This is a genomic window from Aquimarina megaterium XH134, assembly GCF_000520975.1.
Classification (GTDB): Bacteria; Bacteroidota; Bacteroidia; order Flavobacteriales; family Flavobacteriaceae; genus Aquimarina; species Aquimarina megaterium.
The window spans coordinates 75,738-90,337 of the sequence record NZ_JACB01000005.1; the positions used below are offsets into that span (position 1 = coordinate 75,738).

Here is a 14,600-nt window from a genome sequence, read left to right on the forward strand (position 1 = left end):
GCAATACATTAATGGATCAAGAATCAAAAAGCCACTTATTAGACTTACCTATTTTAAAACATTTTGATGATGAAAAAGGGGAAATTTCTTTAAACCCTAATAATTGGAGAAATGGAGAAAAGGGACTAAATGCTTTTCTTAAAATAGCATTGTTTGCTGGTTTAGGGTACGCTGCATGGGTGTATGTATTACCACCTTTGTTTACAGCATTAGGGCAGGTAATAGCACTTGCAGGAGTAGCCGTATTTGTGATATTTTTTATCATGATGTTACCAGTAATTTTAAAATTCTTACGCAGAGTAACAAGAGGAATCCATAAATCCTTAATAAAACATGATCCTTTTGGAGAATTACAGGAGCAAAAACAAAAAATGCTCATGAATAGAAAAGTCTTTAAAGATTCTAAGGCTAAGATAAAAGCATTGAAAAGTAAAATGGAACTAGAAGCTTCTAAGGCAGAAAAAGAGTCTAAAGAGTTTCAGGACCATGTGGTAACATTGCAAAAACAGGCAGAAAAGATTAGAAATAAAATGCAAGTTATAGTATCCGAAAAAGGTAATGCAGGTAAGGATACTGATGAATATGTAGAATTGCATAGTGCTTTAGCAAAAAAACTATCACAATCTCAGCAAGTTGCTCATCAATTAAAACAGAGTAAAAGTTTTATCCAAAAATATGGTAGTAGAGCCAATGTTATGGGGAAACTGGATAGAAAACTAACGCTTGCCGGTACGGCAATAGATATTAAGATTTCTGATTTTGAAGTAACGATCAAAATGCTCGAAAAAGAATATCAGTTTGCAAAGTCAGCAAAAGCAGCAACAGATGGAGCAAAATCAGCTATGTTATTTACCAAAGATTGGGAGTTAGAATATGCACTAGATGTGATCACAGAAACCATTGCTATGGATATAGCAAAGACTCAGGAAAACCTAACAGATATCGATATGCTAACATCTAAATATGATATGGATAGTGATGAACTGTACTCGCAATTAGATACTTTGGCAGATAATATTAAAACAGGGAAAGACTATATTCCTGATTCTGAAAAATATAAAAATCCTAACTACAAACTAACCGCTGAAGATAAAGAGGCAAGTGGTGGTTTTGGGAATATGTTTGACTAACTAACCGAAATAAAAACTATAATAAAAATTAAAAAATGGGTAAAATTTTAAGAACAAAAAAACTCACTACATTATCCGAGCTTATCATTGTAATTATTTTACTTGGAGCTATCTTAGGTGCAGTGTATTATTTTGCTCCAGGTTTGCGAGTAGGAGAAGCAAAACAATTAGATGAGTTAAATATAAATAAAGATGAAGTAGATAATGTTACTACATCAGAAAAATTAGAATTGCCTTCTAACAGCCTTTCAAATAGTGTGAAGAATAAACCTCTTGTTAGAATGGCGGCATATGCATGGAATGCTCAGTCGGGTATTATCGTTTCTAACGGAGGACCAAAAACAACCAAAGGTTCTTTGATGGAGCAAAATGGAGTGAATTTAGAGATAATCCGTCAGGATTGGCTTTCTGAATTGAGAAATATGCAAATGAAATTCATTGAAGAATTTGATAGAGGAGAAGAGTTCCCAGACGCAGATAAAAGTGCATTTGCAATTATGATGATGGGAGATGGTGCTCCTTTTTATATCAGTACCATGCAACAGGCTTTAGATGATAAATTTGGGAAAGATAAATACCATGTGCAGGTAGTTGGTGCAGTAGGACTTAGTTATGGTGAAGATAAACTTATTGGCCCGCCAAGCTGGAAAGTTGATCCAAAAAGTATGAAAGGAGCTTTGATATCTGCCGTATTAGGTGATGGAGATTGGGTAACCGCTCTAAACTATGCCTTTGCTAATGGTTTAAAGGTAAATCCTGATGTTACTACTTATGATCCTGATGCTGTGAATTTTTATCCTTCACAGGATGATGATTATATTAAATCTGCAGAAGAGCTTATTAAATCTCAAAAAGCAGGATGGACAGTTCCTCTTAAAGAAGTGAGAAACGGAAAATTAACAGGAAAAACAATTAATAAAAAAGTTGATGGATGTGCTACCTGGACTCCAGGAGATAAAATGGTTTTTGATGAGTTAAACGGTTTCACAGATATTATATCTACACGAGAATTTAACAACCAAATGGCAACTACAGTTATTGCTGTAAAAGAATGGTCTGTAAAACATCCCGAAATTGTTAGTAATATTTTAAAATCGGCGCTAACAGCTTCTAATCAAATGAAGCAATATGACGAATGGAGAGTTAGAGCATCTGAAGCAGTTGCCAAAACATATGATTTAGAAACTCCAAAGTATTGGTATGATATGTTTAAAGGCCAAAAAGGAAGTAAAAATGGTATCGATTATAACATGGGAGGATCACGAGTATTTAACTATGCAGATGTAATGCAATATTATGGTATTACAGATGGAACCAATCGATATAAAGCTGTTTATAATCAGGTATCTTCTTATCTAAATGAACTTAATCCGTTTGGGTTTAATGAATCTGTTAAAAGGATTGTACCTTATGACGAAGCAGTTAATCTTTATTTTATTAAAAATATAAATGATATTGATGCTGGTTCTGCTTACAAACCAGATTACACCAAAGAAGCCGAAGAAGTTTTAGCTTCTGGAGAATGGAATATTAATTTTGATACCGGAAGTGCAAATATTTCGGGATCATCTGCAAATACTTTAGAAACAATTTATAACCTTCTTATTCAGGCAGAGGATACAAAACTTAGATTAGAAGGACATACCGATGATACAGGTTCTGCAGAATCTAATTATGATTTATCACAAAGACGTGCACAATCTGTAGTTAATTTTTTAAGAAGTAAAGGAATCCCTCAATCCCGTTTCCAATCTGTAATCGGAAAAGGTGAAGATGAACCAATTGAAACAAATACTACCAGTAGCGGTAGAGCCAAAAACAGACGAGTAGTTATTACATTATTGAAATAACATGGCATCCAATTAATAAGAGCCGTCTTATGTTTGTAAAATATTGATTTTACATATTAGACGGCTTTCTTTTTTATTAACCAGTGTATTATGAAGTATTTATTTAAACCGTTCGAAAAGGTTAGCAAAAATAGCCGATTACTTATTATAGGTATATGGGTAGCATTAGTGTTGATTTTCTGGTTCGTTTCTAGTATGGGAGAGAGACATTTGTTCCCTTCTCCACAGCAAGTACTAACAGGATTTACAGAGCTTTATAATGAAGGACTGGTGGTACATATTGGCAGCTCACTATTACTTTGTATAAAAGCAATACTTATAGCAGTTATTATTTCTTTAATCGTTACTTATTTATCTACGATTCCTGTAGTAACACCAATAGCAAAAACATTAAGTAAGCTACGTTATCTTCCACTTACGGGTATATCTTTTTACCTGGCGATCCTTATTAGTGATGCCAGAACCATGCAGGTTTGGGTATTGGTGGTATTTATGACCACATATCTTACCACATCATTATTAAGTATGATTAGCTCGATACCACAAGAAGAATTCGATCATGCACGTTCTTTACAATGTAATCGATGGGAAGTACTATGGGAAGTTGTTGTAAAAGGAAGAATAGATCATGTTATAGAAGTAATCAGGCAAAATCTGGCTATCGTTTGGATGATGTTGGTAACCGTAGAATCAATCCTTGTAGCGGCCGGTGGTTTAGGGTTTTTGATTAAAAATTCTGATAAATTCATGAATCACGGTAGAATTATAGCATTACAAATAGTAATATTATTAGTAGGCCTGTCGATAGATTTTGTTTTAGATTACTTGAGAAAAGCTTTTTTTAGATACTCCAAAATATAAGTAGAATGAACTATAGTACGCATAATACATTATTATATGTAGAAAACTTAAGTGTCGCCTATGGTGATAAAACTGTAATAAAGGATATTAATTTTGTAGAAAAAGATGTTATTCGGGAAAACAATATTACGGGTCAGGTTATTGCTTTTGTAGGGCGTTCTGGTCGAGGTAAGTCTACATTGTTTAGAGCGATGACAGGCTTGATCAAGCCAACTACAGGAAAAATACTAATTGCCGATACAGAAACAGATTCAGAAAATGATGCCAAAGAAGTACATGAAGGAGATATTGGTTTTGTAGATCAAAAATATACCTTGTTTAGAAATAAAACCGTGTATCAGGCATTACTGTTTGCACTTCGTAAAAAAGATATTTCTAAAGAAGAAAAGCATACCAAAATAATGAGTTACCTGTCTGATTGGGGTTTGGAAAAAGTAAAAGACCAGTACCCTTGCGAGTTATCCGGGGGACAAAGGCAGCGTACGGCAATAATCGAACAGATACTATGTTCTGGCCATTATATGGTTCTGGATGAACCTTTTTCGGGGCTTGATGTAGGAAATATTGAAGATGTTAAAAACGCATTTAATCTAATTACGTCTACACACGAATTTAATACGATTATTTATTCTACACATGATATAGAATTAGCGGTAGAACTGGCAGATAGTATTTATGTAATTGGCTATCCTACCGTAGATGGAAAACGTGCTGATTATGGTACTATTGTTAAACATTTTGATATGAAAGAATTAAATCTTGCCTGGAAAGATTTTGGACTAGATCATATCGAAATTGTTAAGCAAATAAAGGCGACTATGCTTAATTCGTAATAATCTAGTAATCTACACCTTGTGCTAAACTTGTTTTAGCATCTGGCAGTATATAATCAAATACTTAGAAATTTGCTTGTGGATGAGATGCTAAGATCCTTTATTTTATAATTTTTTTCCAGGCGATTCTTAGAATCAGAAGTAATGCAAGAAAGAATAGTATTAAATATTGAAATCTACCAACAAAAAAGACTCCAAAAAACATACGTTGCAATATATAGGTAATGATAAAAGTTATCGCAACAATGATAAATAAGCCAGAAAGTTTTTCAAAACCTGGAATTCTAGACATAGGTACCGTTTTATTAATAATAAATAAGGTAACAAACATAGAAACGACAGGAACAAAATAGGCCAATATATTGACCTGAAGCAGGTTAATCTTTAAGAAGAAAAAACTGTACAAAACAATAATTAAGGCCAATAATCCAGGAATAGTTACCGCATAGACTAAGATTCCATAAAAATAATTTATCGGAGATCGAAAATTTTTTTGATTTACAAACATTAACCCTAGTAAAGATATACCAATAATAACAGCAAAATACCCAAGTACAAGATTTGGATTATTTGCAAACCAGTTGATAATATCTTGTATCGTCATAGATCTTAATTTATAGAGGGGTGTTATGTTGTAAGATTATAAATGTATAATATATACAGTTAATATAAAAGAAGAGATTAAAAGTTCTGTTTCTTCTTATCTCATCACCCATTTATGATTGCTATTTGAATACCCTGTTTTCAGGGTGTTCTTTTTTCACTGAAAAGGGTGTTTGGCAACCTTTCTAAATGCATCAAATTTGTGGTATCAATATGAATAAAAATCATAAATAATTAACACATAAATAAATCATGAAAAAAGTAATCTTAAATCTTTCATTAGTAATAGCGATACTAGCAGTATCATGTAAGAGTGAAACTAAATCAGATACATCAGATTCTAGAGACGAAGTAGAAAAAGTTGAAGAAAAAACAGAAGAGAATACTTCTTCACAATCTGCTAACGGAGTGCCTAATTTTAGCGACAAAAAAGTTCAGGAATATGTGAACTCTTATGAAGCTTATATCGAAGAGTATAAAAAAGCAGTAGAAAGTAAGGATATGACAGCTTTCGCTTCTCTTGGAGAACAAGGACAAAAATTAGGAACAAAAGCTCAGGAAGTAATGGGGAATCTTTCTGCAGATGATGTAAAAAAACTAAGTGATTATATGCAGAAAAAATCTGCACAGTTACAAGAACTGTCCAAAAAAATGATGCAATAACAAGTTTAGTTATCTATTAGTTTAGTTAGTGGGTTGAGTTTGGCAGGCCTTATTCTATACGTAGAATAGGGCCTGCCTATTTATATATTCGGTATGAATTAATCTCCATCATTATCTGTAGGTGTAATGATAATAGATAATGTACTTCCTACATCGTTATTTAACAATACAACCAAGGTTTTGATTTCGTTATAAACTTCTTCTACGGATTGTTTTTGTTGATCTATAGCAAGATGTAAAGGCATTGTAATTTTGTTTATGGCAGTATAAATTAGATTAAACTGAGTTCTGATACGATCATTAATAGTCGAATTCTTGGTAATAAATTCTACATTATCAGAAATTCCTAATCCAGAAGAGGTAAAATATACACTTTCGATAGTTTTAATATTATTTTCTATCAAATCAAGAGAAATTTCACTTCTAAAAGCCTGTAGAATCTGAGGGTTGGTACTTGATGTGTTTTCAAGGCCTGCGGGTTTTCCTAATTTTGCTTTTTTAATAGTTTCAGCAACATTAAACATGCCATTAAATATCATATTTAATGAGCCATTTAATCCAGTTTCTGTATTTGTTATAAAGGTATTCGAGTAATTTTCTCCATTTTCATTCCATATCTCTGAAAGTAAAATTGCTTTTTCTTTAAAATTGGTTGTAATACTTGTTAGGTATTCAGTTCTTCTTGGGGTAGCGGTAAAAAGAGATACTATATCGGCATTAGATGTACCTCTATTTGCAAATAATAAATATTCAATCCCTGTAAGTCCTTTGGCTCTAGTACTAATTGATTCTGCAATTATTTCGGTATTTTGTGCTATCGAATTATCTATATCTTCTGTAAATGTAGGCCAATTAAATAACAGTTCGTGCATGAATAGATCTTTGGGCCTTCCGATATTAAAGACATATATATTTGCATAAGATTTTGCAGCTTCTTTCCATTTGTTTTGCGCAATTAGTAGCTTTTCTTCAGATTGATCTGAAGCAAAATTGGATACACTTTCTTCTAGTTCTATTGCTTTATCTTTAAATGATGATATAGAAGGCAGAATACTACTCGAAGTGATGTCGGATAACATTTGTGAAGTATTAAATTTACGATCAGGATCCTCATTCGTATTCTTATCATCACTATTGCAAGAGAAGGTAATAAGAACTGAAAGAATAATAATGATGGTGTTAGCTATTTTTAGATATGTTTTCATTGTTATAGTGAGTTTATAAATGCAATAAGTTCTTGCCTTTGTGACTTAGGCAATTTTTTAAATTCATTAAGACTATTTTCAGCTTCTCCACCATGCCATAAAATGGCCTCTTCAATGTTTCTTGCACGACCGTCATGAAGAAAAAAAGTATGGTTGTTTATAGTTTCAATTAGACCTATACCCCAGAGAGGTTGTGTTCTCCATTCTCTTCCATCTGCTTTAAAATCTGGTCTATTATCTGCCAAAGCTTCTCCCATATCATGTAATAAAAAATCTGAATATGGATTGAATACAACACCTTCGATTAATGGGGTAGAAGGTGAATTACCTGCTGTGTATTTGGTTTGATGGCACGATATACATTGCAAATCATTAAAGAGTACTTTACCTTTTAATACATTTTCATCTTCAAAATTTCTACGTATGGGAACTCCTAAAGTTCTTTGGTAAAATAGAACTCTTTCTAATTGTAAATCTGTTACTTCTGGCTCTCCACCATTAGCAGCATCTATACAATCTACCTGGGGAGTTGGACAATTATTTACTGGTAAAAAAGAAGTTGTAAGTCCCATATCACCGTGAAATGCACTAAAAACTTGTTGTTCTAAAGAAGGCTGATTTGCTTTCCAGCCATATTTGCCAAGTCTTAATTGATTTTCTTTTACATCCCATACATAGTTAGGTTTACCAGAGATTCCGTCGTTGTTGGTATCATTTTCATCGGCATGTGCCAAAATAGAGGCTTCTGGTAAAGCATCAATTAATCCCATTCCAATAGTTTGAGTACCTACTCTAGGAGAGGTTAATACACCTTGTAGTGATCCAAACTGCTCATCATAGATTTCATATATAGGTTTTTGAAGCGTATATGTTTCTCCATCTGGATATGACCCTTCTATAATTTCATAGGTTGCTCTTATTTTTGCCTCATGCAAAATACCACTATTGGCTTTATCCTGTATTTGAGTTCCATAATTGGTAACAGGATTGGGGCCTCCATTTTCATCTGCTCCTGGCATGCTTATTCGCATTAAAAAACCATTTGAACCTAAAAAATTATCTGTAATAGGAAGCCCTCGACCATCTTTGCTATGACAACTGGTACATGCTCTGCTATTAAATGTGGGGCCAAGGCCATCTCTGGCTGTAGTAGATGCAGGAGAAGATACCCATGCTTGATTAAATAAAGAATTGCCTATACCAAAAGCGATTTGTTCTTCGTCAGAAAGGCCAGGGATTGCTCTCCCAAAAGCATTACTGGTTTGTGAGTTAATAGTAAGTCTACCAGCCAAGAGTTCTTCTCCGTCCTCATAAACAGCTCGGTTGGTTGGAGTAGGGTCTGTGTATTCATCATCACTACATCCAAAAATTGATAGTAAAGAAGAACTGAAAAGGATATAATATAAAAACTTTTTTTTCATAAAAGTAATAGTGTGGTTTTTTTAACAAGAAAAGCCCCATGCATACGCATGGGGGACTTTTCCACTTTTCAAAACAATAGCATTAATATTGAGTGGCTCTTATAATGTAATGTTTAATTTAGATGCCGAAGCACTTATTTCTTTAGCTTGATCTCTTAATGCAAGAACAGCTTGAATAACAATACCACCAGAAGTTAGAGTTTCTTCTTCTATAAGTTGATCAAACTTTTTGGTGGTGCTAATATTGTTAAGAATTGTATTTATTCTTGATATCGATAATGCCGCAGCAACTTTAAGTTTTTCTGCTTGACCAGAATCAGCTTGTTTAACCAGGTCATATAGAGATGGACCACTAATGTTACCATATTCTCCAAATAACACATTATTTACACCTTTGGCATTGGTATAAATATCTCTATGTGTATTATCAGAAAAACAAGAGTGTTCATCTTCCTGATTTTGTTCTACAGCAACAGCCATTCTTTCTGTAGATAATTCTTCTCCTGTCATAAAAAAGATACCAGACATCATATTTTTTAAGGCTTCATCTTCTGGTAATGCCAGGAACGTATTTCTATATGTACCACCTTCTACCCATGTATCAACAAGAGATTTAAGATCTTTAACCAAAATACTTGTCACTATTTTAAGGTAAGTACCTCTTCGGTCTTGATTTTGATTAGTGCCAGAACTACCTGTTACATAATCGGTATAAGCTCTTTGTCCAGGTAACCCGTTAGACGGATCTGCAAAATCCTGACCCCAAAGCAAAAATTCTATAGCATGATAACCGGTACTGATATTTTTATCAAGCACACCATTACCACCAGCTCCTTCATTTAAACCAATTAGGGCAGTTTCACCTATTGTTATAGAAGTATTGTTTATAATTCCCTCTGAAGTAACACCTCCAGAATTATCACGAACATAGTCTATGTAATTTTCATCAAGAGGCCATGCGTTAAGTTGGCCTTCAGTTTTTCCTTCATCTATTGGTCCGTTAGACTCTCGATAGGCCTCAGTTTGACCATAAGGTTCTCTTGCTGCAAGCCAGGCGTTTTTGGTAGTCTGAAATCCATTCTCTGTAGGGTTATCTACAAAAGCATTAATAGCGGTTTGCATTTCTAAAGCTTTGTCGTATGAATCTTTATACGATTGATATACGATATCAGCATAGTTTTTTATTACAGCAGATTTTGATACAGTTTCGTTAGCTGGAGCATCATCATCACTACTACAACTTACAATACTTAGGATAGCACCTGTAATTAAAGCTATCACTTGAATGTTAAATTTCATTCTACATTAATTTAGACTGGTTATAAATAAGGGGCAAATCTAAATGTTAGAAATTAAGTAAACAAGTTTATTTAGATTAAATTTAAATAAAATATTGTAAACCAAAACGAATTATTATAATAGTACACATTGTGACTACAGAGTATTCTATTTTTTAATAATCTCTTTTCTGTGATTAAGCCCCCAATCTATAATTTCGACTATCAAATTATCTAACGTTTTTCCGTGTTCTGTTAAGGAGTATTCAACGGTAATTGGTTTAGTATCTTTTACTGTTCGGGTGATTAGCTTATTTAATTCGAGTTCTTGTAAATCATTTGATAATTTTTTTGGAGCTATTCCATTTAAGGTTCTTTTTAACTCCATAAATCGCATAGTTCCACCTCGAAGTAATGTACCCATTATTTGTATTTTCCATTTGCCAGACAGTAATTCCATAGTGTCTTTAATAGCTCTTAATTGCTGTATACATTCTTTTGATAATGGTTCTTCCTGCTGTATTTTCATTGTCAAATAATTTAATAGTTTCCTAAAGGAAATTAGTATCTTTTTGTAAATAAGTATCAAAAATAAACTATATACTTTAATTTTGCAGTGTAAAACAAAAAAATACCATATGAGTACTAAAACATTTTTAACAATTCACGGGGTGATTTATACGGTCTTCGGATTGGGGTTGTTTTTTATTCCTAACCTATTATGGCCAAATTATGGACTTGAACTAAACGATAAATACTCGGTTTTTTTATCACAACACACTACTATTTTCCTGGGAGGAATTGCAATTATTAGCCTTCTATTTAGAGATGTAGAAGAAAAGAGTGTGTATGCCAGAAAAATTTTAACGAGTTTATTGTGGACAAACATTTTGGGAGTACTTATAACACTCTATGCAATTTACACCGGTGTTTTCTACGGTTTTGGTTGGTCAGACCCTGCATTTTTTACTTTACTATCCATACTAAGCTATGTAAAGTTGAAGCATAATCAATACAAACAATAATTAAAACTTAGGAACAATGAGTATACTAAAGATTTGGGATCTCCATTTAAAATATGATGGTCCTGTAACACAAGAGTTTATGGAAGGCAATACAAGTTTAGCAAAAAGTATTACTGAAGAAGAAGGTATTATTTGGAAAATATGGACTCATGAAGAAGGAACGTCTCATTTTGGCTCGACTTATTTATTCAAAAATGAAGAGTATTTAATGAAGTATAGAGAAATGCATATTAAAAGACTTAATAGAATTGGTATCACCGAAATAACAGACCATATCTTTGATGTGTTAGAAGATTTAAGTAAAATTAATAACGCTCCTTTAAGTTAAAAAGTAATGAATAGTAATTTAACTTTATTATGGTTTATTTGTTTTTATGATTTATTCGGTCGGAATCGGAAGGTTGTGCATTTTTAAAAATGATAATTTATCCCAATACCCACGTTGGAATTTGATTTTTTCATCAATTACTTGAAAAAATCCACACCCTCTTAACCCCAAAGGATCTTTCCATTCCAGAATAACACAATCTCCATCAGAAAATATATTTTCAGGAATACAAGTCATATCTGCTGTGCTGAATTCGGCAGCAAACATTTCTCTAATGGCTTTTTTTCCTTTAATAGGAGTATTAGCTACTTGATGATTAATTGCATCTGTATGATACAATTCTGCTATTTTGTCTGCATTTCCTTCGTTGAATATTTCAACCCATTTTTCTATTAATATTCGTGGTTTCATTATTTTTGTAATATGTTTTATGATACAACAATCGAGTAATCTAACGGGATAGATTTCTTCATCATATGAGTCTGAGCATCCAATATTCTTCGCTCTACAACAGGAAATACATTCTCATAGAGTTTCCAGGCCTGTTGGAAATAATTATCTGAAATATTTTTAAGTCTTATCAGATTCATTGTGTGACTTGCTACTAACGGTTTGTGTAAGAAACGTAGTATGTAAAAAGATGCTAACTTTTTGGATTAACACAAAGCCGAATTTTTATATTTTGTTTTTTACTTCTTCCAATCTGGTAATATCTCTCACCTTACTTCCCCATTTACATAACATGTTTAAGACGGGAACTAATTGATTGCCAGCTTCAGATAAGTAATATTCTACGTGTGGAGGAATTGTTTTAAAGTCTTTTCTAATAATCAATCCATCCGTTTCCATATCACGAAGTCTTTGAGTTAGCATTTTTTCTGATATTCCCGGAATACTTTTTTTTAATTGCCCATAACGGTTTACTCCTCTATTAAGATTCCAAAGAATGTTTACTTTCCATCGTCCTGTTATTAACTCAACAGCATATGAAAGACCACATGACATTTCTAAAATTTTTTGATTCTCAAAATTTGTTGATGTTTCTTTTCTCATTACACGAACTTATTTGTATGTACCTGTGTTTTTGTGCTGTATACAAACATAAAATATATTTGTGTAATAAATAAATAAAATTATAAAAATGAAGAATTTGAAAAAAAAGAAAATGGTAGCTATAGGCTTAGCTTTATGTATAGGTTTTACTGTTTTAGCTAAAGATAAAGAGTTTAAAGTTAGAACCATGACAAGTGATAAAATAGAAAATAATATAAAAGAAGCTAATATTCTTTTAAAAGCCGGAAAAGTGATTGAAATAGCTTATGCCACTGTAGAAGGAGGTAAAGAAGCACACCTTAACAAAGAATATTTTTCTAAAATCTTACCAATTGCTGCAAAATATGAAGGAAAGATGCTTGGAAGTTTACAAGTTACAGCCGTAGTAGGAGGAGAAGTAGTCCCACAAATGGTGGCTATTTTTGAATGGCCAAATATTGAAGCGCGAGATAAGTTATTAGCAGATCGTAAAGCTCAAAAACTATTTCCTGTAAGAGATGCAATTTTAACGTCTATTAAATTAGCGTATTATACTGTAGATAAAGATGTGATGATTACTTTTAGAGAAGACAAAACATATGAATTTTTTAATGCTTGGTTAACACCAGAAGCAGAAAAATTATTGCCCGAGTATTTCAAAAAATCCGATGATGTCAAAAAAAAATATGGATCACCAGCTTTCCTAGCAAACCTAAAGCCTTTAAAGGGGTTATCGACAGCAGATTATCTTTTACAGCCTCATATGGCAGGTATTGTTGAGTGGAATAATACGAATGCTTATTACGGATTAATTGCAGACCCAGAATTTAAGAAAGTAGCACCATTATTAGTGAAATCTCTTACGAGGATTGATGGAATACATGCTAAATTTAATTTCCCACAATAATTACAAAACATAAGGATTGATACTTTAGGTTGTCAATCCTCATTTTTTATAAAAATTTAAAAAGATGAAAAAAATTATATCAATAGGTATCGTTGCCTTATTTGCAATAAGTATAAGCGCATTTTCAACTACTAAAATAAAGAATCATAAAAAATCAGAAACAAGCATTAAAATGCCATCAGTTTTAATTAAAACACTTAATGGAGAATCTATCAATTCTCAGAATATAATTAGTAATGAAAAACCAACACTACTCATATTTTGGGCCACCTGTTGTGCTCCTTGCAAAAAGGAACTTTCTACAATCTCTAATGTTTATAAGCAATGGAAAAATGAAACTGGAATTAATATAGTAGCTATTTCTGTAGATATACCACGATATGCAAATGGAGTAGCTCCTTTTGTTAAAAACAATAAGTGGGACTTTGATGTATATTTAGATGTCGAAAGAAATTTAATGCATAAAATGAATGCTACTAGTACGCCACACTCTTTCTTAATTAGTAAAACTGGAGAAATAGTATGGGAAAAACAAGGTTTTACATCTGGAGATGAATTGGATATCATTAAAAAGATAAAAGAATTAATTTGATGATATCAAATACTGAATTCAAATTACCTATATCTTTAAATATATACACGTCTTATGGCTCGCAGTACTTAGTTGCTCCAATCTTGAAGCCGATCAAGATATAAATAACTTATGACAAACTCTTTATGTTCTCGGCTAGTCATTTTTTCTAATAAGTTCAAAGCGGAAACATAACTAGCTAAATTTCCGTTTGAGGAGCTGAATTTTCCGTCCTCGACAAAAGTTACTAAACTATCATTCTGTACTTTTAAATTTGGATAATCTTTTTGTAATTGTTTACCACCACCAATCCATGTTACGATTTTGTGTCCGTCTGCAATTCCAGACTTTCCGATTAGTTGAGCTCCAGCGCAATTGCTCACGATATATTTAGTTTCGTTATTTTTCTCTTTTATAAAATCCACAATTTTGTCATTATGAACCTGTGCGTACATGTCATAGGCACTCGGTATAAACAGGGCTGTTAGTTTAGGACAATTCTCGAAAGAGTAATCAGGCACAATTCTAATTCCTTCTTCTGTTATTATTGGATTTTCAGTTTCTGCTATTGTAATGACATTGAAAATTTGTTCTTTATCTATAGTCGGTTTTGCAAAAACATCAGATGTCGCAATAACTTCACCTTGAAGTACACCATTATACATTAAAAGTCCAATTGTAGGCAAATCCGTTTTGAAAGGTTTTAGGTATTTGGCCTGGGGATCTGTTTTTTTTTCGGTGTAATTTGTTTCTTGATTTTCGGCCTTAGGTTTTGATTTATCCGTATTGCAACTCATCAGTATAGTCACAAGAATTATTGTTGTTACAATTCCAATTTTTTTCATTTATCTCGGTTTTTCTTGTAGTGTTGGTAGATTACTATCTATTACTTCT

The 14,600-nt window shown here is 32.6% G+C and carries 18 protein-coding genes; 9 read left to right on the plus strand and 9 right to left on the minus strand.

Annotated features, from left to right (window positions below; all coding sequences use genetic code 11):
* Positions 1–11 precede the first annotated feature (11 nt).
* The 4 genes from Z053_RS0106290 (at position 12) to Z053_RS0106305 (ending at position 4,674) form a co-directional block, all read left to right on the plus strand.
* Positions 12–1,130, plus strand: coding sequence for a TMEM70/TMEM186/TMEM223 family protein (locus Z053_RS0106290; protein WP_025664188.1), 1,119 nt, complete (start codon positions 12–14; stop codon positions 1,128–1,130).
* 35 nt (positions 1,131–1,165) lie between these two features.
* Positions 1,166–2,980, plus strand: a complete 1,815-nt coding sequence (locus Z053_RS29900) for an OmpA family protein (protein WP_025664189.1) — start codon at positions 1,166–1,168, stop codon at positions 2,978–2,980.
* 90 nt (positions 2,981–3,070) lie between these two features.
* A complete protein-coding gene (locus Z053_RS0106300; protein WP_025664190.1) occupies positions 3,071–3,841 on the plus strand; it encodes an ABC transporter permease in 771 nt (256 codons plus the stop codon).
* 5 nt (positions 3,842–3,846) lie between these two features.
* A complete protein-coding gene (locus Z053_RS0106305) occupies positions 3,847–4,674 on the plus strand; it encodes an ATP-binding cassette domain-containing protein (RefSeq protein WP_025664191.1) in 828 nt (275 codons plus the stop codon).
* A gap of 100 nt (positions 4,675–4,774) precedes the next feature.
* On the opposite strand, the gene Z053_RS0106310 is transcribed toward Z053_RS0106305, so the two are convergent.
* Positions 4,775–5,278 carry a hypothetical protein gene (locus tag Z053_RS0106310; RefSeq protein WP_025664192.1) on the minus strand — a complete coding sequence of 168 codons (504 nt, stop codon included), beginning with the start codon at positions 5,276–5,278 and terminating at the stop codon, positions 4,775–4,777.
* A gap of 251 nt (positions 5,279–5,529) precedes the next feature.
* Between Z053_RS0106310 and Z053_RS0106315 the strand changes: the two genes are divergently transcribed.
* Entirely contained in the window at positions 5,530–5,940 is a 411-nt protein-coding gene (locus Z053_RS0106315) for a hypothetical protein (RefSeq protein WP_025664193.1), read from the plus strand.
* Positions 5,941–6,038: 98 nt separating this feature from the next.
* On the opposite strand, the gene Z053_RS0106320 is transcribed toward Z053_RS0106315, so the two are convergent.
* From Z053_RS0106320 to Z053_RS0106335, 4 genes are all read right to left on the minus strand, one after another.
* A complete protein-coding gene (locus tag Z053_RS0106320; protein WP_025664194.1) occupies positions 6,039–7,145 on the minus strand; it encodes an imelysin family protein in 1,107 nt (368 codons plus the stop codon).
* Positions 7,146–7,147: 2 nt separating this feature from the next.
* Positions 7,148–8,566: a di-heme oxidoreductase family protein gene (locus Z053_RS0106325; protein WP_025664195.1), complete on the minus strand. Its 1,419-nt coding sequence runs from the start codon at positions 8,564–8,566 to the stop codon at positions 7,148–7,150.
* A gap of 99 nt (positions 8,567–8,665) precedes the next feature.
* Positions 8,666–9,865: an imelysin family protein gene (locus Z053_RS0106330; protein WP_025664196.1), complete on the minus strand. Its 1,200-nt coding sequence runs from the start codon at positions 9,863–9,865 to the stop codon at positions 8,666–8,668.
* Positions 9,866–10,012: 147 nt separating this feature from the next.
* Positions 10,013–10,372, minus strand: a complete 360-nt coding sequence (locus tag Z053_RS0106335) for a winged helix-turn-helix transcriptional regulator (protein ID WP_035095304.1) — start codon at positions 10,370–10,372, stop codon at positions 10,013–10,015.
* A 109-nt stretch (positions 10,373–10,481) separates the two neighbouring features.
* Between Z053_RS0106335 and Z053_RS0106340 the strand changes: the two genes are divergently transcribed.
* Both Z053_RS0106340 and Z053_RS0106345 read left to right on the plus strand, forming a co-directional pair.
* Positions 10,482–10,868, plus strand: coding sequence for a hypothetical protein (locus Z053_RS0106340; RefSeq protein ID WP_025664198.1), 387 nt, complete (start codon positions 10,482–10,484; stop codon positions 10,866–10,868).
* A gap of 16 nt (positions 10,869–10,884) precedes the next feature.
* Positions 10,885–11,196, plus strand: a complete 312-nt coding sequence (locus Z053_RS0106345) for a monooxygenase (protein ID WP_051475997.1) — start codon at positions 10,885–10,887, stop codon at positions 11,194–11,196.
* 51 nt (positions 11,197–11,247) lie between these two features.
* Here Z053_RS0106345 and Z053_RS0106350 read toward each other — a convergent pair whose 3' ends face one another.
* The 3 genes from Z053_RS0106350 to Z053_RS0106355 form a co-directional block, all read right to left on the minus strand.
* On the minus strand, positions 11,248–11,607 hold the full coding sequence (locus Z053_RS0106350) for a nuclear transport factor 2 family protein (protein WP_025664200.1): 360 nt from the start codon (positions 11,605–11,607) through the stop codon (positions 11,248–11,250).
* 17 nt (positions 11,608–11,624) lie between these two features.
* A complete protein-coding gene (locus Z053_RS31365) occupies positions 11,625–11,786 on the minus strand; it encodes a hypothetical protein (protein WP_160170056.1) in 162 nt (53 codons plus the stop codon).
* 85 nt (positions 11,787–11,871) lie between these two features.
* Entirely contained in the window at positions 11,872–12,249 is a 378-nt protein-coding gene (locus tag Z053_RS0106355; RefSeq protein WP_025664201.1) for a winged helix-turn-helix transcriptional regulator, read from the minus strand.
* A gap of 88 nt (positions 12,250–12,337) precedes the next feature.
* Between Z053_RS0106355 and Z053_RS0106360 the strand changes: the two genes are divergently transcribed.
* Both Z053_RS0106360 and Z053_RS28020 read left to right on the plus strand, forming a co-directional pair.
* Complete coding sequence (locus Z053_RS0106360; RefSeq protein ID WP_025664202.1) at positions 12,338–13,135, plus strand: hypothetical protein; 798 nt, start codon at positions 12,338–12,340, stop codon at positions 13,133–13,135.
* Positions 13,136–13,199: 64 nt separating this feature from the next.
* Positions 13,200–13,727 (plus strand): TlpA family protein disulfide reductase, encoded by a 528-nt coding sequence (locus tag Z053_RS28020; RefSeq protein WP_025664203.1) that lies wholly within the window; start codon positions 13,200–13,202, stop codon positions 13,725–13,727.
* A gap of 68 nt (positions 13,728–13,795) precedes the next feature.
* On the opposite strand, the gene Z053_RS0106370 is transcribed toward Z053_RS28020, so the two are convergent.
* Complete coding sequence (locus Z053_RS0106370) at positions 13,796–14,551, minus strand: DJ-1/PfpI family protein (RefSeq protein WP_025664204.1); 756 nt, start codon at positions 14,549–14,551, stop codon at positions 13,796–13,798.
* Positions 14,552–14,600: the final 49 nt, after the last annotated feature.

Bases quoted from the DNA above. Each gene is read 5' to 3' on its own strand.
- Z053_RS0106325 (WP_025664195.1), bottom strand. From the start codon at position 8,566: ATGAAAAAAAAGTTTTTATATTATATCCTTTTCAGTTCTTCTTTACTA.
- Z053_RS31365 (WP_160170056.1), bottom strand. From the start codon at position 11,786: ATGAATCTGATAAGACTTAAAAATATTTCAGATAATTATTTCCAACAG.
- Z053_RS0106305 (WP_025664191.1), top strand. From the start codon at position 3,847: ATGAACTATAGTACGCATAATACATTATTATATGTAGAAAACTTAAGT.
- Z053_RS0106290 (WP_025664188.1), top strand. From the start codon at position 12: ATGGATCAAGAATCAAAAAGCCACTTATTAGACTTACCTATTTTAAAA.
- Z053_RS29900 (WP_025664189.1), top strand. From the start codon at position 1,166: ATGGGTAAAATTTTAAGAACAAAAAAACTCACTACATTATCCGAGCTT.
- Z053_RS0106360 (WP_025664202.1), top strand. From the start codon at position 12,338: ATGAAGAATTTGAAAAAAAAGAAAATGGTAGCTATAGGCTTAGCTTTA.
- Z053_RS0106310 (WP_025664192.1), bottom strand. From the start codon at position 5,278: ATGACGATACAAGATATTATCAACTGGTTTGCAAATAATCCAAATCTT.
- Z053_RS0106355 (WP_025664201.1), bottom strand. From the start codon at position 12,249: ATGAGAAAAGAAACATCAACAAATTTTGAGAATCAAAAAATTTTAGAA.
- Z053_RS0106335 (WP_035095304.1), bottom strand. From the start codon at position 10,372: ATGAAAATACAGCAGGAAGAACCATTATCAAAAGAATGTATACAGCAA.
- Z053_RS28020 (WP_025664203.1), top strand. From the start codon at position 13,200: ATGAAAAAAATTATATCAATAGGTATCGTTGCCTTATTTGCAATAAGT.
- Z053_RS0106370 (WP_025664204.1), bottom strand. From the start codon at position 14,551: ATGAAAAAAATTGGAATTGTAACAACAATAATTCTTGTGACTATACTG.
- Z053_RS0106320 (WP_025664194.1), bottom strand. From the start codon at position 7,145: ATGAAAACATATCTAAAAATAGCTAACACCATCATTATTATTCTTTCA.
- Z053_RS0106315 (WP_025664193.1), top strand. From the start codon at position 5,530: ATGAAAAAAGTAATCTTAAATCTTTCATTAGTAATAGCGATACTAGCA.
- Z053_RS0106330 (WP_025664196.1), bottom strand. From the start codon at position 9,865: ATGAAATTTAACATTCAAGTGATAGCTTTAATTACAGGTGCTATCCTA.
- Z053_RS0106340 (WP_025664198.1), top strand. From the start codon at position 10,482: ATGAGTACTAAAACATTTTTAACAATTCACGGGGTGATTTATACGGTC.
- Z053_RS0106345 (WP_051475997.1), top strand. From the start codon at position 10,885: ATGAGTATACTAAAGATTTGGGATCTCCATTTAAAATATGATGGTCCT.
- Z053_RS0106350 (WP_025664200.1), bottom strand. From the start codon at position 11,607: ATGAAACCACGAATATTAATAGAAAAATGGGTTGAAATATTCAACGAA.
- Z053_RS0106300 (WP_025664190.1), top strand. From the start codon at position 3,071: ATGAAGTATTTATTTAAACCGTTCGAAAAGGTTAGCAAAAATAGCCGA.